Consider the following 21,436-nt stretch of genomic DNA (forward strand, 5'->3'; position numbering starts at 1 on the left):
CACCCCTCTCCCCCCCCCCCCCCCCCTCTCCCCCCCCCCCCCCCCCCCCCCCCCCCCCCCCCCCCCCCCCGGCCCCCCCCCGCGGGGGGTGTCAGTGGGGGCGGGTCGGGCGGAAGCGGCGGTACAGGATGGCGCCGGTGAGGAGGAGCGCGGCGCTGCCGGCGATGGCCGGGGTCGCCACGTCCGCTCCGGTGTGGGCCAGCGTGGAGGCCACCGGGCGCGGGATGTGGGGGGCGGGGTGGGACCGGGCGGGAGCCGGGGGCTTCGGGGCCCGGTGCGTCGGGGCCGGGGTCTGCGGGGGCCGGGTCGGCTCGTCGCCGTTGACCGACTGGTTGCCGTGGGCCGGATTGCCGATGCCGACGACGTTGACGCTGTTCCCGCTGACGTTGACCGGCAGGTCGACGGGAAGCTGGACGCCGTTGCCCGAGAGCACCCCGGGCGAGTCCTGGGCGCCGCCGTGCGCGGTGGCCCCGCCGGACGTGGCCGATGTCCCGGACTTACCCGTGCCACTGCCCTTCCCCGTGCCGCCGCTCTTCCCGCCGCCGGTGTTCGCGCACGTGTTGCCCGCGGCCGGGTTGAGCAGCCCCACGACGTTCACCGTGTTGCCGCAGACGTTCACCGGCACATGCACCGGCAGCTGGATGCCGTTGCCGGAGACCAGCCCGGGGGAGCCGGCCGCCGAGCCCTGGGCGTCCGCCCCGCCCGCCGCGAAGGCGGCGGACACCGGCAGCGCCACGGCCATCGCGCCGGACGCGGCGGCGACGGCGATCACACCGTTTCGGGTAGCCCGTCTCATAGGTTCCCTGCCTTCCAGACATCATCGCGAGCACTCACCCGCACCACGTAAAACGCAGGCGAACCATCAGAGTTATGGCTAATCGGTCTTTCACCCCATCGAGCGGCACTGTTATCGAACTGCATGTAAAGCCGGTGAAAGATCACCAACGGGGCAGGGAGGCCGCGCAGAGTACACCGGCGGACGCCGCCTCGCCCCGTCCGGAGGCGGGCCGTCCGGGGCCCGCTTATGGTGATCCGAGGGCGCCGTCCCCGGTCCGCGGCGGGCGCCCCGGGAGGCGAACGATGCTGGCCAAGCTGTCCACACGGCCCGCCGTGCGGCGCTGCGCGGGTGCCTCGGCCCTCGTCCTCGCGCTGCTCGGAGCCGGGCTGCCCGCGGCTGCCGCCGACCAGCCGCAGCCCGACCTGTCCCGGTTCTACCGGCAGAAGCTCACCTGGACCGCCTGTCAGGGGGCGGACATCCCGAAGGACCTCCAGTGCGCGAAGGTCACCGTCCCGCTCGACTACGCGCGGCCACGCGCCGGCACGCTCGACGTGGCGCTGGCCCGCTACCGCGCCAGCGGGCCGTCCCGCGGCTCGGTGCTGCTGAACTTCGGCGGCCCGGGCGGCCCCGGCATCCCCGAGCTGGCCGCCGAGGGCAAACAGTTCATGGACCTGACCAAGGGCTACGACGTGGTGACCTTCGACCCGCGCGGGGTCGGCCGGTCCTCCCCCGTCAGCTGCGGCGAGGGCAGCGACGCGGCGTCGGCCGTGACGGAGAAGGACGCCGACATCAGCCGTCCGCAGACGCTGCTCAAGCGGTTGCGGCAGGCCGCCGACCAGTGCGCCCGGTTCTCCGGCCCGGTGCTGCCCCACATCGGCACCGTGAACGCCTCCCGTGACCTTGACGTCATCCGCCAGGCACTCGGCGACGACCAGCTCAACTACCTCGGCTTCTCCTACGGCACCCGGCTCGGCGCGGTGTACGCGGCACAGTTCCCCGGCAAGGTCGGCCGGGTCGTCCTGGACGGCGTGGACACGCTGACCGAGTCGCTGGCCGAGCAGGGGATTGCGGGGGCCGAGGGGCAGCAGACGGCGCTGGACGACTTCCTGGACTGGTGTACGACGGATCTCGGCTGTCCCTTCGGGCAGGACCGGCGCGCGGCCGGGGACCAAGTGATCCGGCTGGTGCGCTCGCTCGACGAGAACCCGGTGCCCACGGACTTCGGCGGCTCGTTCTCCGGCCAGGACCTGGTGGGCGCCATCGGACAGGCGCTGTTCAGCAGGGAGCTGTGGCCCTCGCTGGAGCGGGCGCTGGCCTCGCTGATCGAGGACGGCGACACCCGTCGCGTCCTGGCCTTCGCCACGGGCGGCATCGGCCTGCCCCGGGAGCCGCACCGGCCGGACGGCGGGCTGGTCGACGCCCAGGACGTCCCGGCGGACAACCTGCCGGCCGCGCTGATGGCGATCAACTGCGCGGACGATCCCGACCGGCCCACCGGGGCCCGGCTCACCCAGGACATGAAGGATCTGCGGGCCGCGTACGACGAGGCCTCGCCGGTCTTCGGCCGCTACCGGCTCACCCAGCTGCTGCTGTGCTACGGCCGGCCCAAGGGCACCGACTTCATCCGCGACCAGGTGAAGAACGTGCGCTCGGCGAAGATGCTGCTCGTCGGCACGCGCGGCGATCCGGCGACGCCGTACCGGTGGACCGTGGAGACGGCACACCGGCTCGGCCCGTCGGCGGTGGTGCTCGACAACAAGGGCGAGGGCCACACCGGGTACTCGTCCTCCATGTGTGTGCACCGCAAGGTCAATGACTTCCTGCTGTACGGCTCGCTGCCCGCGAGCGGCAGTTCCTGCCCGGCCGACGCGACCCGCGAGCGTGTCGCCTCGGACAGCGCCGGCTGAGGGCCGCATGCGATCGGCCGCCGGTCCCCCTGCGCCGCCGGTGCCAGATGTGGCTCATCCGGGTGAATGCCACGCACCGGGGCAACCTCCCGGCCGCCCCGGCCGTCCCACTCGACAAGGCGTGCCCAGGCCGCCGTGTCCCGCCCTATCCCGCCGTATCCCGTATGTGACCGCGACAGGGAGCCCGTCATGCGCATCCGCGCCGCCATCGCCGTACCCGCCGCCTCGGCCGCCGCGGCGGCCCTGCTGCTGACCGCGCCGCAGAGCCAGGCCGCCACCGGCCAGGACCGGCCCGCCCGCTGCGCCGAGAAGGCGCTGACGATCAGGGCGAAGGCCGTGACCGGCCGGCCGACCGTGCTGCGCACCAGCGTCACCAACCACGGCACAGGCGCGTGTGTCGTCGACCGGGTGCCCACGGTGACCTTCGGGGACCTGGACGGGATCGCGTTGCCGGTGCCGGAGGGCGGTACGGGCACCTACCGGCTCGCGGCGGGCGGCACGGCCTACGCCGACGTGCGGACCATCGCCGACCCGGCGGACCCGGAGGCCCGCCGGGTGGTGGGAGTCGGGGTGGCGGCGTCGGCCGCGCACTGGGGCCGCTCCTTCACCGCGGGGCGGCTCGGCACCGGGCGCCAGGTGCTCGTCTGGGAGCCGGTGACGACGTGGTGGCAGCGGTCGGCGGCGGCCGCGGACCGCGCCATCGGCCTCGGCTGACCGGCTCAGTCGAGCACCAGCTCGGGCGAGTAGAGGTCCAGCCACCCCGCGAGGTCCAGGGTGCGCTCCAGGCCGCGCCGGGCCGCCTGGGTGCTGACCGGCGCCTCGCCTTCGGCGGCCTGCCGGACCCGGTCCCGGTCCACGAGGTCGAAGACGGGGTGGGAGGGCCGGGCGAGCAGTTCCTTGGTCTGCTCCTGGAGGGCGCGGGCGTACCGGGGGTCCTGCGTGGACGGGTACGGGCTCTTGACGCGCTCGTACACCGAGCGCGGCAGGACGTCCGCCGCCGCCTCCCGCAGCAGGCTCTTCTCCCGGCCGTCGAAGGACTTCAGGGCCCAGGGCGCGTTGTAGACGTACTCGACCAGCCGGTGGTCGCAGAACGGCACCCGGACCTCCAGTCCGACAGCCATGCTCATGCGGTCCTTGCGGTCGAGCAGCATGCGCACGAAGCGGGTCAGGTGCAGGTGGCTGATCTGCCGCATCCGGAACTCGAAGCCGCTCTCGCCGTCCAGCCGGTCGATGCCGGTGACGGCGGTGCGGTAGCCGTCGGCGACATAGCTCTCCAGGTCCAGGGACTTGGCGAGGTCGGCGCGCACCACGCCGGCGTCCTCGCCGAAGTGGCGGCTCATGGTCGTCAGCCACGGGAAGGTGTCGGCGCGGCGCGCCTCCTCGTCGAAGAACTGGAGGTAGCCGCCGAAGACCTCGTCGGCGGACTCGCCGGACAGGGCCACCGTGGACTTCTCCCGGATGGCGCGGAACAGCAGAAGCAGCGAGCTGTCCATGTCGCCGAGCCCCGACGGCAGGTCGCGGGCCCGGATGACCTGGGCGCGTACGGCGGGGTCGGCGAGGGCCTCGGCGTCGAGCACGATGTCCTGGTGGTCGGTGCCGGCGAGCCGGGCCACGTCGTGCACGAAGGGTGTGTCGGGGGTGCCGCGCAGTTCGTCGGCGACGAAGTTGTCGGTCTGGCCGACGAAGTCGACGGCGAAGCTGCGCACCTTCTCGCCGTGCGCGGCGAGTTGCCGGGCGGCCAGCGCGGTCATGGCGGAGGAGTCGAGGCCGCCGGAGAGCAGTGTGCAGCGCGGCACGTCGGCGACCAGCTGGCGGCGGACGATGTCGTCGAGGAGCGATCGCACGGTGGCGATGGTGGTGTCGCGGTCGTCGGTGTGCGGCCGGGTCTCCAGGCGCCAGTACACGCGGGTGGACAGGCCGGAGCGGTCGACGGTGACGACCGTGCCGGGCTCCACCTCGCGCATGCCGTCCCAGAAGGCGTGGCCCGGCGTCTTGATCATGACGAACAGCTCGCGCAGTCCGTCCAGCGTGACGCGGGGCCGGACCAGCGGGTTGGCGAGGATCGCCTTGGGTTCGGAGCCGAACAGGACGCCGTCGGCGGTGGGCTGGTAGTAGAACGGCTTGATGCCCATGCGGTCGCGGATCATCACCAGCTTGCCGTGGCGGCCGTCCCACACGGCGAACGCGTACATGCCGTTGAGCCGTTCGGCGACCGCGTCACCCCATTCCAGATAGCCGTGCAGCACCACCTCGGTGTCGGAGTCGGTGGTGAACCGGTGGCCCCGGTCCGTGAGTTCCCGGCGCAGCTCGGTGAAGTTGTAGGCCTCCCCGGAGTAGACGAGGGCGACGGTGCCCTCGGGGGTCGGCACGGACATCGGCTGACGGCCGCCGGGGAGGTCGATGATGGCGAGCCGGCGGTGTCCCAGGGCGGCGGGGCCCTCGGCCCAGGTGCCCCGGTCGTCCGGCCCTCGGCAGGCCATCGTCTCGGTCATCGCATGCAATGTGGTGGCCTCGGCCGTCAGATCACGGTCGAAGGAGACCCATCCGGTGATGCCGCACATGCGCTACCTCCTGCCTCGGGATGCCCGTCGGCCCCTCGCTCACCTGCGTTTTCGCGGTCGCGGACGACCGGCCGGCAAACCAGTTGTATCGGGCACCTATATGACGAGCCTCCGTCAGGCGGTCGACCGAGTCAACGCGGCCGTAACACGACACGGGCTCCCGCCCCACGATTTCGGCCGCGTTTTGCCTCAGCAAAATCCGTGGACAGGCCCAGCACCGGGCATACGGCGACAGGAACCGGCCCAGGCAAAAACTTCCTCAAACAGTCAGGGCGTTACACCCTCGCTACGGCTTCGCGGCCAGAAACGAGTCGAGCACCCCGGTCAGTTCGGCCGGCTTCTCCACCGGCAGCTCGTGCCCCGCGTCCAGGATGCGGACGACCGCGTCCGGGTAGGCCTTGGCCAGCCGGAGCATCTGCCGCACCGGCAGCTGGACGTCGTGGTAGCCGTGCACCATCAGGGTCGGCACGGCGACCTCCCCGGCCCGGTCCAGGACGTCGAAGGCCCGCATCGCGCCGTAGAGCGTCATCACGACCTCGCGCGGGGTGGCGGCGGAGGCCCGGACGTGCGCACGGATCTCCTCGCGCGGATGGCCGGGCGCGAAGGCGCGTCGGATGTTGGCGGCCACGAACAGCCGGAACGGCACCAGGGTGGAGGCCGCCATCAGCAGGCCCCGGCCGCGGCTGTAGGTCATCCGGCCGATGGAGTTGACCAGCACCATCCGCTCCAGCCGCGCGGGGTGCGCGAGGGCGACGGTCTGCGCGATCATCCCTCCCATCGAGTGGCCGACCAGCGCGCACCGCTCCACGCCGAGATGGTCGAGGAGCGCGACGACGTCCCGCGCCAGCTCGGCGACGGTCCGCACCCCGGCACCCGTGCTCTCGCCGTGTCCGCGCAGGTCCAGCCGGATCGCCCGGCGCCGCGCGGAGAAGTGCGCCATCTGGTGGTCCCAGCGGTGCCGGTTCGCGGTCCAGCCGTGCACGAACACCACGGGCACCTCCGCCGCGTCGCGCGGACCCTCGTCGTCGTACGCCAGCGTCGCTCCGTCGACGTCGAGCTGCGGCATGAAGGCCTCCTGGGTGTGGCACGCTCGGTTACTGACGAGTACGGTAACCGGCCGCAAGGCCCGCGTCACCGCTGTCCGCCGGGAATCCCGGCGGCGGACAGCGAGGACAGCGAGGCCCGGATTACCCCGAATGCCGTAAAGGTGAATCCGCCCTATCGTCGTGTCATGGAGCACGCACTGAGTCCCGCGACCCTCTCCGAACTGCGGCGCCCGCGCCCCTATCCGGCGGTCTCCGTGCTGACCCCGACGCACCGTCGGGAACGCGGAAGCGGCCAGGATCCCGTCCGGCTGCGCAACGCGCTGACCGAGGCGCGCAGGCGCCTGGAGTCCGACCCCGCCGTCACCCGCGAGCGGCGCGCCGACGTCGTGGCACAGCTCGACCGGGCCCTCGCGGAGGTCGACCTGACGCACGCCGAGGACGGCCTGGTGATCTTCGCCGCGCCGGGCGAGCACCAGGTCTGGTCCCTGGCCCGGACCGTCCCCGAGCGGGTGGTGCTGTCCGACACCTTCCTCACCCGCAACCTGGTCGCCGCGCACACAGCCGAACGGCCCTACTGGGTGCTGTCCGTCTCCGCGGACCGCGTCACCCTGTGGAGCGGCGGCCCGGACCGGGTCGTGGAGGAACACTTCGGCGGCTTCCCGCTGGTGCGCAGACGGGAGAACTTCGACGCGGAGCGCCAGATGCAGATCGGCGATTCGCCGAGCACCTTCCGCCACGAGGGCACCCGCCAGTTCCTGCGCGAGGCGGACACCGCCATGAGCGCGGTCCTGCGCGAGCAGCCCCGGCCGCTCTACGTCATGGGCGAGCAGGCGGCGCTGGCTCTGCTGGACGAGGTCGGCGGCATCACCAAGGCCGCCGTCCACGTCCCGCGCGGCGGCCTCGGCCACGCGGGCCCCGACGCGGTCTGGCAGGCGCTGCGCCCGGTGCTGGCGGAGGAGTCCCGCAAGGACACCACCACCGTGGTCAAGGAGCTGACCTCGGCGCGCGGTCACCGGACGTACGCGGCGGGTCTGGACGAGCTGTGGCAGAGCGCCCGCGAGGGCCGCGTCCGGCTGCTGGCCGTGGAGGAGAACTTCCGGGCCACCGTCCGCGATCTCGGCGAGCATCTGATGCCCGCCGAACCCGGCGACCTGGACGCCCGCGACGACATCGTGGACGAGATCGTCGAGCAGTGCCTGGAGACGGGCGCCGAGGTGCGCTTCGTGCCCGACGGCGCGCTGGGCGACGCCCACGGCATCGCGGGAGTGCTGCGGTACTGACCCTGCGGGGCCTCCCTTGCGTCGGCGTACGCTACGGCGTGATCGTCGGCGTAAGGGAGCGCGCACATGGGTGACCTGCTGGGTGTGGCGGTACTGGGTGCCGGACACATGGGGGCCGATCACATACGACGGCTCGACCAGGTGGTCAGCGGAGCCAGGGTCGCGGCGGTGGCCGACCCCGATGCCGAGCGGGCCGCGTCAGCGGTGGCCGGGCTCGACGGGGTCAGCGTGCACACGGACCCGGTGGCAGCGCTGGACGCGCCGGGTGTGGCGGCCGTCCTGATCGCCTCCCCCGGCCCCGCGCACGAGGAGGCGCTGCTGGCCGCCTTCGCCCGCCGGCTGCCGGTGCTGTGCGAGAAGCCCATGGTGCCGGACTCCGCCGGTGCCCTGCGGGTCGTGGAGGCCGAGGCGGCGCTCGGCCGGCGGCTGACGCAGATCGGCTTCATGCGCCGCTACGACGCCGAGTACCGGCGGCTGAAGGCCCTGCTGGACGGGGGCGGCCTGGGCCGGCCCCTGATGCTGCACTGCACCCACCGCAACGTCTCCTCCCCCGCCGGCTTCACCAGCGCCATGCTGATCAACAGCTCGGTCTCCCACGAGATCGACGCGGCCCGCTGGCTGCTCGGGCAGGAGCTGACGGCGGTCACCGTGCTGCGGCCCGCGCCGGCCGCGGGCGCGCCCGAGGGCCTGCTCGACCCGCAGTTCGTGCTGTTCGAGACCGAGCGGGGCGCCCTGGTGGACGTGGAGGTCTTCGTGAACTGCGGCTTCGGCTACCAGGTGCGCTGCGAGGCCGTGTGCGAGGCGGGCAGCGCCCGGATCGGCGACGGGCACACCATGGTGGTCACCTCGCGGGGCGCCGCCCGGGAGGAGGTGGCGCAGGACTATCTGGTCCGCTTCGCCGACGCCTACGACCGTGAGCTTCAGGCGTGGGTGGACGCGACCCGGCGCGGGGAGGTCACCGGGCCGGACGTCTGGGACGGCTACGCGGCGTCCGTCGTCGCCGAGGCGGGGGTCCGGGCGCTGGAGACGGGCGGCCGGGTGGCCGTCGACCTCGCCCCGCGCCCGGAGCTGTACGCCGGGGTCGGCCGCTGACGCCGGCGGCGCCCGTCTCCAGGCGCCCGGTGAACCGGCGCGACCAGCTCGCGTCGGAGGCGACCGTCACCGTGAAGTCGTACCAGCCGTTCTGGAACGCGACCGGTTGAACCAGTCCTCCGTCGAGGCACCGGCGGCGTCGGTGTAGGTCCAGGGGCCGTCGTCGCGGTAGTTGGTGGAGGTGATGGTGAACCTCACCGCCGAGAGGCCCGAGCTGGTCATCGTGAAGTAGACCGCGAGCTTGCCCGTGCCGGGCTCCACGGCGTAACGAATGCGCACCTCCGCCGACTTGCCCGCCTTCGTGGCGTCGCCCTCGAAGCGGCGCAGGAACCGGTCGAGTCAAAGTCGTGCTCTGGCCGTGCCATGGTTCCGCGCCCGGACGCCCCGGCGCGTGCGGCGCCGCCTCACACCCCGCCGAACAGCGCGCTCAGCCCGCGCTCCACCACCCCGGCCACGTCCTCCTGCCCGCTCGCCACCACCTCGTAGGTGCGCACCAGGAAGCGCCGCAGGGCCGACGCCGGGAACAGCAGCAGGGCCATGCCGTGCGGCGAGTGGAACTCCACGACCGTCCGGGTGCGGCCGTACGGCCATATCTGCACGTCCCCGTGGCCGGCCGGGGCCCGCAGCCCCTGGTCGAGCAGGGTGCGCGCGAAGGTCCAGGTGACCTCCTCGCCGTGCAGCGCGGCCTCGGCCGGGAAGTCCACGAACACGGCGAGGGGGTCGGCGGCGGTGTAGCGAAGAGTGGCGGACACCGGGACCTCCTGGTCCTGGGCGGTGATGAGCCGGGCCTCGGCGAGCTGTTCGACGGTGATGTCCATGCTCTTAAGGAGTCCGCGAAGCCCTGTCGCATGCCGTCAATTCCGGTCAGAGTTCAGCAGGTACCGGCCGCTCCGCACCGCCCTGGAACACACAAGCGTCGAACACACGCTTGAGCGCCACGTCCGGAGCGAACACCTGACCCAACTCGCGTACGGCACCTACGACTTGACCACCACGACGCGTACGTCATTCGTACCCGCGGATCACTCCGGGAAGACTCTGGCATATGCCGGAAGCACCACCGTATCGTGTGTTGCCAAATCCCTTACAGGGCGTCGCGGGCTGTGCAACAGTCATAGCTGGTCCCCCGTCGTCCCCGTCGTACCGTCCCCCTCGGAGTGCGTCATGCCGTCCCCAGTCTCCGCGGACCACCCAGCCGCCCAGCCGCCCGGGCGCGGCTCGGTCGAGGCGCTGATAACGCAGGCGCGGCGGCTCAAGGGTGACGTGGACGCCGTACGGCGGGACACCCGGAGCAACGGTGCGGACCCCGAGGAGCGCTGGCAGCGCGCCCTGTACGACCTCGCCCTGCACCAACTGGACGACCTCGACGCCCACTTGGCCCAGCTGCGGGACGGCCCGCCGCCCGCACCGGCCGAGCCCGCCGCGCCGCCCGCCGTCCGGGCCGCGCCGGCCGCCGCCCCGAGCGGCTCGCTGCTCAGCCGCGTCGGCAGCGCCGAGTGGAACCTGCTGACGGACGAGGCCACCTGGTCCGGCGAGCTTTACCAGATCCTCGGCCTCGACCCGGCCCGCCCCGCCCTCACCCTGGACGAGCTGCCCAGCCTGGTCCTGGACGAGGACCGGCCGAGGCTCACCGCGATGGTCACGGACTGCCTGGTCGACGCCAAGCCGATCGACGGCGAGTTCCGTGTCGTACGGCCCGACGCCTCCGTCCGGACCGTGCACATGATGGGCGAGCCGGTGCTCGGCGCCGACGGCGGCACGACCTCCATGTGGGCCGTACTGCGCGACGTCAGCGAACTGCGCCACAGCCAGCGGACGGTACGCGAGACCCGTGACTCGCTGCACCGCCACCGCCGGCAGGAACGGACCGAGCACCGGATCGCGGCAGAGCTACAGGAAGCCGTGCTGCCGCCCTGGCGCGGCTCCCTGCGGCTCCCGCGCCAGGGGCCGGGCACGCTGGACCTGGCGGCCCACCGCCTCCCGGCCGCGACCGCCACCCCGATCGGCGGGGACTGGTACGACGCGCTGGAGCTGACCGACGGCCAGACGCTGCTCAGCGTCGGGGACCTCACCGGACAGGGCGTGGCCGTCGCCTCCGGCATGGCAACGCTGCTCGGCGCCGTACGCGGCATGGCGATGGCCGGCACGGAGCCCGGTCAGCTGCTCACCCTGCTCGACCAGTTACTCGACACCACCGTGCAGCCCGCGCTCGGCAGCGCCGTCTGCTGCCGCTACCGGCCCGAGACCCGCACGCTGGTCTGGGCGCAGGCAGGACACCCCGCCCCGCTGCTGTACCGCGACGGGACGGGGCGCATGCTGAACACACCGGACGGCGTCCTCCTCGGCGCCTCATCGGGTGCCGTCTACGGACAGTCCGTCGTCACCCTGCTCCCGGGCGACCTGCTCCTCCTGCACACCGACGGGCTGATGTCGGGCCACAGCAGGACGGCGGCTGCGGACCGGCTTCTCGGCCTCGCCCCACGGTTCGGCGCGGCGCGCACCGCGCAGGACTGTGTGCGAACCGTCGTCGAGGAGTTCGGCGGAGCCGGGCGCGAGGACGACGCGTGCGTGCTCGTCGCCAAGGTCACGACCTGACGGTCACCACATGACCGACCCGTCGGGTCGGGCAGCGCACAGGCCCCCTATGCCTGTGCGCTGTTGCCGTCCGCCTTGGCCCTCGGCTTGGGCAGGGCGAGCCTGATCTCCTCCCGCAGCTCGTGGATCTTCGGATAGCCGGCGTACTCGGCGGTCAGCCGGTACATCTGCCGCAGCCGGTCCCAGGTGCGCCGGGAGGAGTTCGAGCCCATCGACATCAGGGCCAGCCGGGCGTAGCGGTCGGCCTGTTCGGGGTCGTCGGCGATGAAGCAGGCCGACGCCATGGACAGATGGTCGAAGATCTTCGACCGCTCCCGCCCGTCGACGCGCAGGGCGAGGGCCTTCTCCGCGTAGTACTGGGCGTGCGCGGCCGCGCCCGGGTCGAACTCCGCCAGCGTGCGGTACGCGAGCGCCTGCATGCCGTACAGATCCTCGTCCTTGAAGGTCTGCATCCAGTCCGGCGGTTCCACGTCCTGCCGGTCGGAGACGAAGAGGTCCTCCGCCCGCCCGAGCGTGCGGCGCATCGCCTGGCCCTTGCCCATCGACGCCTGCGCCCAGGCCTCGATGGTGTGGAACATCGCCTTCGTGCGCGGTTGCAGGCGGTCGCCCGCGCCGGACTGGGCGAGCTTCATCAGGTCCAGGGCGTCGTCCGGCCGGCCGAGGTGCACCATCTGCCGGGCCGCCCGGGACAGCGCCTCCCCCGCGCGCGGCCGGTCGCCGCCCTCTCTTGCGGCGTGGGCGGCGATGACGAAGTACTTCTGCGCCGTGGGCTCCAGGCCGACGTCGTGCGACATCCAGCCCGCGAGGACGGCGAGGTTGGCCGCGACGCCCCACAGGCGCCGCTGGAGGTGGGCTGGATGGTGGTAGGCGAGCATGCCGCCCACCTCGTTGAGCTGGCCCACGACCGCCTTGCGTTGAAGCCCGCCGCCACGGGCCGCGTCCCAGGCGCGGAACACCTCGACCGAGCGCTCCAGCTCCTCGATCTCCTGGGACCCGATGGGGGCGGCCTCGTAGCGGTCGAACCCGGCGGGGTCGGCGTGCAGGGGGTCGTCGAGGACAGGGGCGTCGGCCTTGAGGGCCGGGTCGGTGTGCAGCCAGTCGTACATGGCGCTGCTGAGTGTGGATCCCGCGGCGAGCGCGGCACCCGCGCCCACCAAGCCGCGTCGGTTGAGCATGAGGTCCATTCCCGTGAATTCGGTGAGGACCGCGGCGGTCCGTTCGGGCGCCCACGGCATACCGTCGGGATGTTCCTCGATCCCGTCGCTCTGCCGTTTCCCCGTACGCCCGTGCCGTACCAGACCGAGGTCCTCGATGGTCACGACACGGCCGAGACGCTCGGTGAACAGGGCCGCCAGCACCCGCGGCACCGGATCGCGCGGGATCTCTCCCATGTCGATCCACCGCCGCACCCGGGAGGTGTCGGTCGCCAGCTGGGGGTGGCCCATGGCCGCCGCCTGCCGGTTGACCAGCCTCGCGAGTTCGCCCTTCGACCAGCCGGCCAGGCCGAACAGGTCCGCAAGGCGGGTGTTGGGTTGTCCGCTCACGTCAAGCCCCCAGGTTCTCGGCTGAATTGACAGTAGCCCCGTGGAGGTTGCCGGGCGACTATTCGCCACGGTTCGCCAGGGTCCGCCAGATGGTGTGCCACCGGCGATCGGGTGTCAGGTAGGAACGCGCCACCCCGACCCGGTCGCCACCCGCATATGACGGCCGTATACGGCCGAGCACGGCGGGCATGACGGGCACATTCCCCAGGGTGTACCCGGACGGCCGGGCCGGGTGGGCGCACGCTTCCGGAACCACGCTCACGGGGCACAGAACGTGAGCATGAGTTCGGGACGCGGACGCACAGGCAGGCACCGCAGGCACACGAAGGGATCTGTTTCTCCCATGTACGCAGCATCGTCCTCCGTGTCCGCCCCGCCCCGGCCGCTGCGCCCCCGCCCGGCGGGCGGGGGGCCCTACCTCGACCCGGCACCGCGTCCGGGCGGTCCCGTGCCGGTCGCGGGCCGGACCCGACGGGTCCCGGGCCAGCCCGGCACCCAACCGCTCAGCGGAAGGCTGGACTTGTCCGGTCCCCAGGGCGCGCAGCTACGCACCGCGCTCGCCTCGGTGCACCGGATCTGCCCGGAGTTCGCCCCGGTGCAGGTCCTGCGGCGCAGCGGACGGTCCGTCCTCCTCGTCGGGACGACAGGGCGCAGCACGGCCGTCGCCAAGTGTCTCCTGGACCACTCGCCGGCCTGGGCGGAGCGGAGCCGCCAGGAAATAGCCGCATACCGCTCGTTCGTCCGGCACCGGCCGCCGGTCCGGGTGCCGAGGCTGATCGCGGCGGACCCGGACAACTGCACGCTGGTGATCGAGCGCATGCCGGGCCGGACGGCGGCGTTCCAGCGGCATCCGACGGAGGCCCCGCCGCGCGCGGACATCCGGGCCGCGCTCGGCGCGATCTGCCGGGTGAACGCCTGGCGGCCCACGGCGGGCACCTTCGACATGCCGCTGGACTACGCGGCCCGGATCTCCCGGTACCACGAGCTTGGCCTGCTCACCGACCGGGACCTCGGCGACCTTCAGAAGCTGCTGCACGGCATCGCCCACGAGGTGGGCCGGCACGGCATGCTCCAGTTCTGCCACGGCGACGCCCTGCTGTCGAACATCCTGTTGTCACCGGCCGGTCCAGTGCTGGTGGACTGGGAGCACGCGGGCTGGTATCTGCCGGGGTACGACCTGGCGACGCTGTGGCTGGTCCTCGGGGACGCGCCGATGGCCCGGCGGCAGATCAGCCAGATCGCCCAGTCGGCGGGCCCGGCCTCCCGGGACGCCTTCCTGGTGAACCTGATGCTCCTGCTCACCCGGGAGATCCGTACCTACGAGACGGCCGTGCAGCGTTCGATGCACGAGACGGCCCCGGCGGCACCGGCCACGACCCACCCGGGTGCCGCGCCGTCCGGCGAGGAACAGCGGTTGCTGCTCAGGCGGCTGCACGACGACTGCCAGATGGCCCGCAAGGCCGTCCGCGCGGCGGTCGGCACTCGCTGACGGGGACGACGGCTCCGCGGTGCGCCCTGAGCGGCGGCGCACCGCGGACCTTCGGGGACGGGTGCGGGAGTCGACAGCCACTGGTGTATGCCAGTGACGCCCCGCAGGCCCGCGCGCCGCCGCCGCGAAACTCGCCGTAAACCCTCCGTGACATGGGAAATCGCCGTCCCGAAGGCATCATTGACGGATCGTCGGCAAGCCGGTACCACTGACCCAGCTCGGCGCCGTACGCCCCGCCACGCTCCGCCCGTCACAGGAGGCCGCATTGCGAGGATCCGCCACCGACCCCACGTCCACACCCGGCCACAGACGTCTGCGGCGGACCGCCGTCCCGCTCGCCTCCGCGGCCCTGCTGCTGCCCCTGCTCGGCGCGGCCCCGGCCCCCACCGCCACGGATTCCTCGACTCACCGGTTGCAGCACGCGTTCGCGACCGCGGCGGCCGACTACCACGTGCCGCAGAGCGTCCTGCTGGCCGTCTCCTACCTCCAGTCCCGCTGGGACCGGCACGGCGGCGCGCCGAGCGTGACCGGCGGCTACGGCCCGATGCACCTCACCGACGCCCGGACCGCGCTCGCCACCACCGAGCACTTCGCCGAGGGGAAGGAGGACGCCCGGGGCGACAGCGCCCGTTCCGCGCTGCACCCCGCCGTCGAGGTGCCGGCCGAGCCGGCGGTCCCGGCCCGTCTGAAGACGCTGCCGAGGGCCGCGGAGCTGACCGGCCTCCCGGCCGAGGAGCTGCGCACCGACCCGGCGGCGAACGTGGCGGGCGGCGCCGCCCTGCTCGCCGCCGCGCAGAAGGAGCTGGGCGAGCCGCTGAGCGCCGACCCGGCCGACTGGTACGGCGCGGTGGCCCGGTTCTCCGGCGCCGACGACACGGCGACCGCCGCCGCGTACGCCGACGACGTGTACGACGTGCTGCGCACCGGCGAGGAGCGCGTCACGGACGACGGCCAGCTGGTGGCCCTGGCCGCCCAGCCGCGGCTGACCGCCGACACCGGCCAGCTGGAGCGGACCGGCCTGCGCACCCTGTCCACGGACGGCACCGAGTGCCCGAAGTCGGTGTCCTGCGTGTCGGTCCCGGCACCCTACGAGGAGTTCGGGGACAACGACTACGGCAACCACGACCTCGGCGACCGCCCGGCGTCGCAGAGCGTCAAGTACATCGTCATCCATGACACGGAGGGCGCCTGGGACGGGGTCTTGAACCTCATCCAGGACCCCACCTATGTGTCCTGGAACTACACGATCCGCTCCACCGACGGTCTGATCGCCCAGCACGTCAAGGGCAAGGACGTGGCCTGGCACGCGGGCAACTGGTACGTCAACGCCAAGTCGATCGGCATCGAGCACGAGGGCTTCCTCGCCTCGCCGGACGCCTGGTACACGGAGGCGATGTACCGGTCCTCGGCGCGGCTGGTGCGGTACCTCGCCCGGACGTACGACGTCCCGCTGGACCGGCAGCACATCCTGGGCCACGACAACGTGCCCGGCCCGACCGCGTCCACCGTCCCGGGGATGCACACGGACCCCGGCCCGTACTGGGACTGGCGGCACTACTTCCAGCTGCTCGGCCACCCGTTCCGGCCCACGGCCGGCCGGCACGCCGGCATGGTGACGATCCTGCCGGACTACGCCTCGAACCGGCCCGTGTACACCGGCTGCAACACCAAGGGCGAGCCGTGCACGGCGCACGGCTCCAGCGAGGTGCGGCTGTACACGGACCACGACGTGACCGCCCCGCTGGTCAAGGACATCGGCCTGAAGACGGACCCGACCGACGGGGTGAACGATCTGTCCTCACGGGTCTCCACCGGCCAGCAGTACGCGGTGGCCGACCACTGGGGCGACTGGACGGCCATCTGGTACCTGGGGCAGAAGGCCTGGTTCCAGAACCCGGTCGAGGACCCGACGGCCGTACCGGCGAAGGGCCTCGTGGTGACGCCGAGGGACGGCCTGGCGAGCGTCCCGGTGTACGGCCGCGCCTACCCGGAGAAGGAGGCCTATCCGGCGGGCGTCCCCGCCCAGTCGGTGGTGCCGCTGCCCTACACGATCCCGGCCGGGCAGACGTACGTGGTCGGTGACGAGGTGCCGGGCGAGTACTACTACGCGGTCACCTTCACCCCCGACTCGCACCGGGTGGTGGTGGGCAAGGACCTGTACTACGAGATCCAGTACGGCCACCGGGTCGGGTTCGTCCGTGCGGCGGACGTGACGCTCGAAGGCTCGCCCCGTTAGCCGACGGCCGGGGTGTCTCACCCCGGCCCTCACCCCGGCCCGTCCCTGATCTCAGCCCTGCTGGAAAAGCTCCGCCGGGAGCGGCTTCAGCAGGGCGTAGAGGTCGTCGGTGATGGGGCGGTCCCAGGCGGCGATGGTGACGAGGACGCCGTCGCTGCGGTCGAACTGGACGCAGGAGATCCGGCTCTCGGAGAGCTTCAGCCGCCGCACGATGAGGAGGTTGTCGCCCTGGAGCACCGGGGTGTCCTCGACGCCGACGACGGTGACCTCCTCGTCGTTCTCCAGCGCCAGCAGCAGCTGCCCCACCTCGAAGGGGATCTCCCCCTCGGCGACGTCGCGGGCCGGGGAGCCCTCCGGGAGGTTGCCGATGATCATGGCGGGGCCGCGTCCGCCGAACAGGTCGTAACGCAGGAAGACGCCCTGGCAGGTGCCGTCGGGGGCGGGCAGCAGGCCCGCGCCGAGGTTGCCCGGCCAGTCGCCCGGGTCCATGGCCAGCACGTCGAAGTCGGGTCCGGCGGGGGTCGCGCTGCGGCGGCGGAGGAACGACATGCGGCCATGGTACGTGCCTGTGCTCCGGTGGGTGACCTGTGGGCGCCCGGGAGATCGGCTAGCGCAGGGGGCAGCTGGTGAGCAGGCTGGCCGGGTCCGCGTCGGCCGGACGGGCGACGGTGCGGTCGGCGGGCGGGCGGGCGGCTCCGGAGACCCAGCGTTCCAGGGCCGTGAAGGCGGAGCGGTGGCAGGGCACCATCGGGCGGAGCCGGTCGGGGAAGACGTCGGCGAGCGAGTCGGTGTGGGTGCCGTCCTCGATGCGGTAGTAGCGCAGCAGGGAGCCACGTCCGGCCTGGTGGACCATGCGCGCGTAGACGTCGGAGTCCTGGCTGATCGGCAGCAGCACGTCGAGGGTGCCCTGGAGGGTGATCAGGGGCTTGCCGATGCGTCCGGTGAGCGCGATGCGGTCGACCGCCCGGTGGACGGAGTCGGGCCGGGCCGGGTAGGCGTAGTCGGCGTCACAGGCGGGGGTGCCGGAGGCGCAGTACGGGGTGCCCGCCTCGGTGTCGCCGTCGTAGCCGGGGTCGAGTTCCTCGCGGTAGATCCGCTGGGTGAGGTCCCAGTAGACCTGGTGGTGGTAGGGCCACAGGAACTCGGAGCCGGCCGGGAAGCCGGCCCGGTGCAGCGCCGCCTCGGCTTCTGCGGCGCCGGGGCCGCCGGCGGCGTAGGCGGGGTAGTGGCGCAGCGCGGCCGGCAGGAAGGTGAGCAGGTTGGGGCCGTCGGTGCGCCAGAGGGTGCCCTCCCAGTCGACTCCGCCGTCGTACAGCTCGGGGTGGTGCTCCAGCTGCCAGCGCACCAGGTAGCCGCCGTTGGACATGCCGGTGGCGAGGGTGCGGGCCGGGGGCCGCCGATAGCGCTGGGTGACGACGCTGCGGGCGGCGCGGGTGAGCTGGGTGAGGCGGGTGTTCCATTCGGCGATGGCGTCGCCGGGCTGGCGGCCGTCGCGGTAGAAGGCCGTGCCGGTGTTGCCCTTGTCGGTGGCGGCGTAGGCGTAGCCACGGGCGAGCACCCAGTCGGCGATGGCCCGGTCGTTCGCGTACTGCTCGCGGTTGCCCGGGGTGCCGGCGACCACCAGGCCGCCGTTCCAGTGGTCGGGCAGCCGGATGACGAACTGGGAGTCGTGGTGCCAGCCGTGGTTGGTGTTGGTGGTGGAGGTGTCCGGGAAGTAGCCGTCGATCTGGATGCCGGGGACGCCGTTGGGCGTGGGCAGGTCCTTGGGGGTGAGGCCCGCGTAGTCGGCAGGATCGGTGTGGCCGGTGGCCACGGTCCCGGCGGTGGTCAGCTCGTCCAGGCAGTCGGCCTGCTGGCTGGCGGCGCCGGGGACGTGCAGCCGGGCGCGGCCGGTGCAGTGGGCGTCCGCCGCGCCCGGGTCGGCGGGTGCCGCGGTGGCTGGGGTGGCCAGGAGGGAGCAGACGGCGGCGAGCGAGAGCGCGCCCAGCGTGGTACGCCGACCGGGCCGGGTGCGCCGTCCCGAGCGGCCGGACAGGCCGGGCTGTGCGGGCGGTGCGGGCGGTGACGTGTGGTGGGGAAGCATGTGGTTCCTCCGGCGGGTTGGGGACGCGCTGGAGGCTAGGGGCGGTGTGGGGGTTCCGGACATGTGTGGGGCCGCCATGATGACGGCGCCTTCGACGGCGTCGGCCACCATGGCGGCTCTATTGGCTCGCTGACGTGCTGTCAGGGGCAGCCGGTGTCGGCGAGGGTGAAGTAGCCCGGGGGCGACTCCTTCAGGGTGTGGGTGACGAACGTGTTGTACAGGCCCATGTTCTGCTGGGAGCCGTTGGCGTAGGTGTAGCCGCCGCTGGTGGTGGCCCGTCCCGCCTGTACATGGGCGTAGTTGCTCGCCGTCCAGCAGGCGGCGGTGCCGCCGCCCGGGTCCGGGTCCGAGCCGCCGGGGTCGCTGGTGTCCAGGCCGAAGAACCGGGCGATCCAGCGGCTGGAGCAGATGGAGTCCAGGAAGTACGGGGCTGCGGTGCTGCCGCACTGTTCGCTGCCGGTGCCCGGGTCGACCGGGGTGCCGTGCCCGATGCCCGGGACCCGGTCGACCTCGACGGCGACCGTGCCGTCGGCGGCCAGGTACTGGTCCTGCCGGGTGGCGTCCGGCCCGATCGTCGTCGTGCGCGTGGGCGTCTGGGACAGGCCGTGCAGGGCCGTCCACTGGTCGCGCAGCTCGGTGGCGTTGCGCGGTGCGACGGTGGTGTCCTGGTCGCCGTACCAGATGGCCGCGCGCGGCCACGGCCCGCCGTACGACGGGTAGGCGTCGCGCACCCGCTGGGCCCACGCGGCCGGGCTCAGGTCGACGCCGGGGTTCATGCAGGTGTAGGGGCTGTTGTCCTTGGTGCAGTCGTAGGGCAGGCCGGCGACGACCGCGCCCGCCGAGAAGACGTCCGGGTAGGCGGCGAGCATGACAGCGGTCATCGCGCCGCCGGCGGACAGACCGGTGACATAGACGCGCTGCGGGTCGGCGCCGTAGGCGGTGACGGCTTGGCTCACCATCTGCCGGACGGACAGGGCCTCGCCCTGGCCGCGCCGGTTGTCGCCGGCCTGGAACCAGTTGAAGCACTTGCTCGCGTTGTTGGCGGTGCCGGTCTCGGCGAGCACCAGCAGGAAGCCGTCGCGGTCGGCGAGTTGCGGCAGCCCGGAGTTGTCGGCGTAGACCTGGGCGCTCTGCGTGCAGCCGTGCAGGGCCACGACCACCGGCGGGTGGGCCGGGAGGGTGGCGGGCCGGTACACGTACATGGTGAGGGCGCCCGGGTTGGACCCGAAGTCGCTGACCCTGGTGAGCGTGACGGCGGCGCGGGCCTCGGGTGCGGGGCCGGCGAGCGCGGTGCCGAGGACGACGGCGAGGACGGCGAGAAGGCGGGGCAGGAGGCGAGACAGCGGGCGGGCCCGTGGTGGCGCTCCGGGCGCCCTGCTGAACGGGGGCAGTGGCATGGCGGCTCCTTCGGTGGACACACGGTCCCGGCCGCTCCCGCGCAGGGGTGGCGCCTGGCGCGCCGAGGACGGCGGAACCAGCCGGGGGTGCCGGAACCATAGGTTCGGGTGTGTCCGGGCACCATGGCGTGGTGCACCACAGCGGTGGGGACGTCCGTCGGCATCGGACGGATTGCGGAGCGAGGTGCGGTCTGCTACGCCGACTCGGCCCCTGGCATCACTCGGCCGGCCTCACTGAGCCAACGTCACCCTCTCGACCTCACTGAGCCAACCTCACCCCGCGGCCTCACTGAGCCGACCTGCGTTTCGCCGACCTCGCTGCCCAGCCGCACTCCCCTGTCGCCGCTCCTCCGGGCTCACTCCTGTGGAGGGGCCGGCGGCACCACCGCGATGGGGCTCGCCGCGTGCAGCAGCACGGCCTGGGTGACCGAGCCCATCATGCGGGCCGGGGCGAGCAGCCGGCGCCGGTGGCGGCCGACGACGACCAGGTCGGCGTCCTTCGAGGCGGCGACCAGGTGGCCGGCCGCGTCGCCGGGCAGCGCCTCGGCGTCGGCGCGTACCTCGGGGTGCCGCTCGCGGTGCGGGGCGAGGAAGCCCTCGGCGAGGGTGCGGGTCTCGTTCTCCACGGCGTCCTGGTCGACCAGGGGCGGCACCAGCTGGCCGGGCGCCGACCAGGTCTGCACCGGCCACGGATAGGCGGCGATCACCTGGAGCCGGGCGTCGCGCAGGGCGGCCTCGGCGAACGCGAAGGCGAGGACGGACTCGTCGGGGCTGTCGACGTGCAGGCCGACGACGACCCGCGGCCCGGGCTCGGCCGGTCCCTCCCCGTGCACCTCGCGGCCCGGCCGGGGTACGACGATCACCGGGCACTCGGCGTCCCGGGCGGCGGCGAGGCCGTTGGAGCCGAGCAGCAGGCTGGCGAAGCCTCCACGGCCCCGGGAGCCGAGCACCAGCAGCTGGGCGTCACTGCCCAGTTCGGGCAGGACGGCACCCGGTACGCCCTCCAGGGCGACGTACTCCACGGCCGGTGTCCCGGCGTGGCCCGCGAGCCGGCCGCGCACCTCGTCGAGCACCGGATCGCCCTCCGCCCGGGGCGGCCCGGCGACCAGTACGTCGGCCTGGCCCCAGGCGGCGTACTGCCGTACGTGCACCACGCGCAGCGGTGCCGCGCGGCGGCGGGCGTCGTCCAGGGCCCAGTCCAGGGCGCGCAGGCTGTCCGCGGAACCGTCGACCGCGGCGATGACCGGCGCAGCGTTCATCCTTACCTCACCTCCGGAACAGGACCTTCCCCGTGCTGGGGTCAGCCTCGCTCAGGTCCGGCCCCCGCAGGGCGCTGCTGGTCGCGTGTCCGGGAATCCGGCCGGAACACCCCCGGTTCAGGTGAGGTGCGGCGAGGAACGGGCCGGTCCGGGTGCGGCTTCGGAGGAA

The 21,436-nt window shown here is 73.1% G+C and carries 17 protein-coding genes; 7 read left to right on the forward strand and 10 right to left on the reverse strand.

Annotation, left to right across the window (positions count from 1 at the left end; translation table 11 throughout):
• Positions 1 to 91: 91 nt before the first annotated feature.
• The gene (locus ACZ4WH_RS04000) at positions 92 to 796 is read right to left on the reverse strand and encodes a chaplin (protein WP_468176330.1); all 705 of its coding nucleotides are present in this window, start codon (positions 794 to 796) and stop codon (positions 92 to 94) included.
• Between the two features lie 284 nt (positions 797 to 1,080).
• Here ACZ4WH_RS04000 and ACZ4WH_RS04005 point away from each other — a divergent pair, with 284 nt between their 5' ends.
• Both ACZ4WH_RS04005 and ACZ4WH_RS04010 read left to right on the forward strand, forming a co-directional pair.
• The gene (locus ACZ4WH_RS04005; RefSeq protein WP_468176332.1) at positions 1,081 to 2,685 is read left to right on the forward strand and encodes an alpha/beta hydrolase; all 1,605 of its coding nucleotides are present in this window, start codon (positions 1,081 to 1,083) and stop codon (positions 2,683 to 2,685) included.
• Between the two features lie 189 nt (positions 2,686 to 2,874).
• Positions 2,875 to 3,399, forward strand: a complete 525-nt coding sequence (locus ACZ4WH_RS04010) for a DUF4232 domain-containing protein (protein WP_468176334.1) — start codon at positions 2,875 to 2,877, stop codon at positions 3,397 to 3,399.
• 5 nt (positions 3,400 to 3,404) lie between these two features.
• Here the strand turns inward: ACZ4WH_RS04010 and asnB are convergent, their stop codons facing one another.
• Both asnB and ACZ4WH_RS04020 read right to left on the reverse strand, forming a co-directional pair.
• Positions 3,405 to 5,246, reverse strand: a complete 1,842-nt coding sequence (gene asnB, locus ACZ4WH_RS04015; RefSeq protein WP_468176336.1) for an asparagine synthase (glutamine-hydrolyzing) — start codon at positions 5,244 to 5,246, stop codon at positions 3,405 to 3,407.
• A 286-nt stretch (positions 5,247 to 5,532) separates the two neighbouring features.
• On the reverse strand, positions 5,533 to 6,312 hold the full coding sequence (locus tag ACZ4WH_RS04020; protein WP_468176338.1) for an alpha/beta fold hydrolase: 780 nt from the start codon (positions 6,310 to 6,312) through the stop codon (positions 5,533 to 5,535).
• Positions 6,313 to 6,477: 165 nt separating this feature from the next.
• Between ACZ4WH_RS04020 and ACZ4WH_RS04025 the strand changes: the two genes are divergently transcribed.
• On the forward strand, positions 6,478 to 7,572 hold the full coding sequence (locus ACZ4WH_RS04025; RefSeq protein ID WP_468176340.1) for a baeRF3 domain-containing protein: 1,095 nt from the start codon (positions 6,478 to 6,480) through the stop codon (positions 7,570 to 7,572).
• A 66-nt stretch (positions 7,573 to 7,638) separates the two neighbouring features.
• The gene (locus tag ACZ4WH_RS04030; protein WP_468176342.1) at positions 7,639 to 8,664 is read left to right on the forward strand and encodes a Gfo/Idh/MocA family protein; all 1,026 of its coding nucleotides are present in this window, start codon (positions 7,639 to 7,641) and stop codon (positions 8,662 to 8,664) included.
• A 66-nt stretch (positions 8,665 to 8,730) separates the two neighbouring features.
• Here the strand turns inward: ACZ4WH_RS04030 and ACZ4WH_RS04035 are convergent, their stop codons facing one another.
• Both ACZ4WH_RS04035 and ACZ4WH_RS04040 read right to left on the reverse strand, forming a co-directional pair.
• Positions 8,731 to 8,943, reverse strand: a complete 213-nt coding sequence (locus tag ACZ4WH_RS04035) for a phospholipase domain-containing protein (protein WP_468176344.1) — start codon at positions 8,941 to 8,943, stop codon at positions 8,731 to 8,733.
• Positions 8,944 to 9,068: 125 nt separating this feature from the next.
• Complete coding sequence (locus ACZ4WH_RS04040) at positions 9,069 to 9,482, reverse strand: SsgA family sporulation/cell division regulator (RefSeq protein WP_468176346.1); 414 nt, start codon at positions 9,480 to 9,482, stop codon at positions 9,069 to 9,071.
• Between the two features lie 346 nt (positions 9,483 to 9,828).
• Between ACZ4WH_RS04040 and ACZ4WH_RS04045 the strand changes: the two genes are divergently transcribed.
• Complete coding sequence (locus ACZ4WH_RS04045; protein ID WP_468176348.1) at positions 9,829 to 11,259, forward strand: PP2C family protein-serine/threonine phosphatase; 1,431 nt, start codon at positions 9,829 to 9,831, stop codon at positions 11,257 to 11,259.
• Between the two features lie 47 nt (positions 11,260 to 11,306).
• Here the strand turns inward: ACZ4WH_RS04045 and ACZ4WH_RS04050 are convergent, their stop codons facing one another.
• Positions 11,307 to 12,803 (reverse strand): DNA-binding protein NsdB, encoded by a 1,497-nt coding sequence (locus tag ACZ4WH_RS04050; RefSeq protein ID WP_468176350.1) that lies wholly within the window; start codon positions 12,801 to 12,803, stop codon positions 11,307 to 11,309.
• A gap of 343 nt (positions 12,804 to 13,146) precedes the next feature.
• On the opposite strand from ACZ4WH_RS04050, the gene ACZ4WH_RS04055 reads away from it, so the two are divergent.
• Both ACZ4WH_RS04055 and ACZ4WH_RS04060 read left to right on the forward strand, forming a co-directional pair.
• Complete coding sequence (locus ACZ4WH_RS04055) at positions 13,147 to 14,292, forward strand: aminoglycoside phosphotransferase family protein (RefSeq protein ID WP_468176352.1); 1,146 nt, start codon at positions 13,147 to 13,149, stop codon at positions 14,290 to 14,292.
• 265 nt (positions 14,293 to 14,557) lie between these two features.
• Positions 14,558 to 16,528, forward strand: coding sequence for an N-acetylmuramoyl-L-alanine amidase (locus ACZ4WH_RS04060; protein ID WP_468176354.1), 1,971 nt, complete (start codon positions 14,558 to 14,560; stop codon positions 16,526 to 16,528).
• 51 nt (positions 16,529 to 16,579) lie between these two features.
• On the opposite strand, the gene ACZ4WH_RS04065 is transcribed toward ACZ4WH_RS04060, so the two are convergent.
• The 4 genes from ACZ4WH_RS04065 to ACZ4WH_RS04080 all read right to left on the reverse strand — a co-directional run bounded on the left by ACZ4WH_RS04065 (position 16,580) and on the right by ACZ4WH_RS04080 (position 21,267).
• Entirely contained in the window at positions 16,580 to 17,077 is a 498-nt protein-coding gene (locus ACZ4WH_RS04065; protein ID WP_014670824.1) for a glycosyltransferase family protein, read from the reverse strand.
• A gap of 58 nt (positions 17,078 to 17,135) precedes the next feature.
• On the reverse strand, positions 17,136 to 18,611 hold the full coding sequence (locus ACZ4WH_RS04070) for a 3-hydroxybutyrate oligomer hydrolase family protein (RefSeq protein ID WP_468176356.1): 1,476 nt from the start codon (positions 18,609 to 18,611) through the stop codon (positions 17,136 to 17,138).
• 140 nt (positions 18,612 to 18,751) lie between these two features.
• Positions 18,752 to 20,008, reverse strand: a complete 1,257-nt coding sequence (locus ACZ4WH_RS04075; protein WP_468176358.1) for an extracellular catalytic domain type 1 short-chain-length polyhydroxyalkanoate depolymerase — start codon at positions 20,006 to 20,008, stop codon at positions 18,752 to 18,754.
• A gap of 356 nt (positions 20,009 to 20,364) precedes the next feature.
• Positions 20,365 to 21,267 (reverse strand): universal stress protein, encoded by a 903-nt coding sequence (locus ACZ4WH_RS04080; protein WP_468176360.1) that lies wholly within the window; start codon positions 21,265 to 21,267, stop codon positions 20,365 to 20,367.
• Positions 21,268 to 21,436 lie beyond the last annotated feature (169 nt).

This window comes from Streptomyces sp. NPDC029138, from assembly GCF_055564375.1.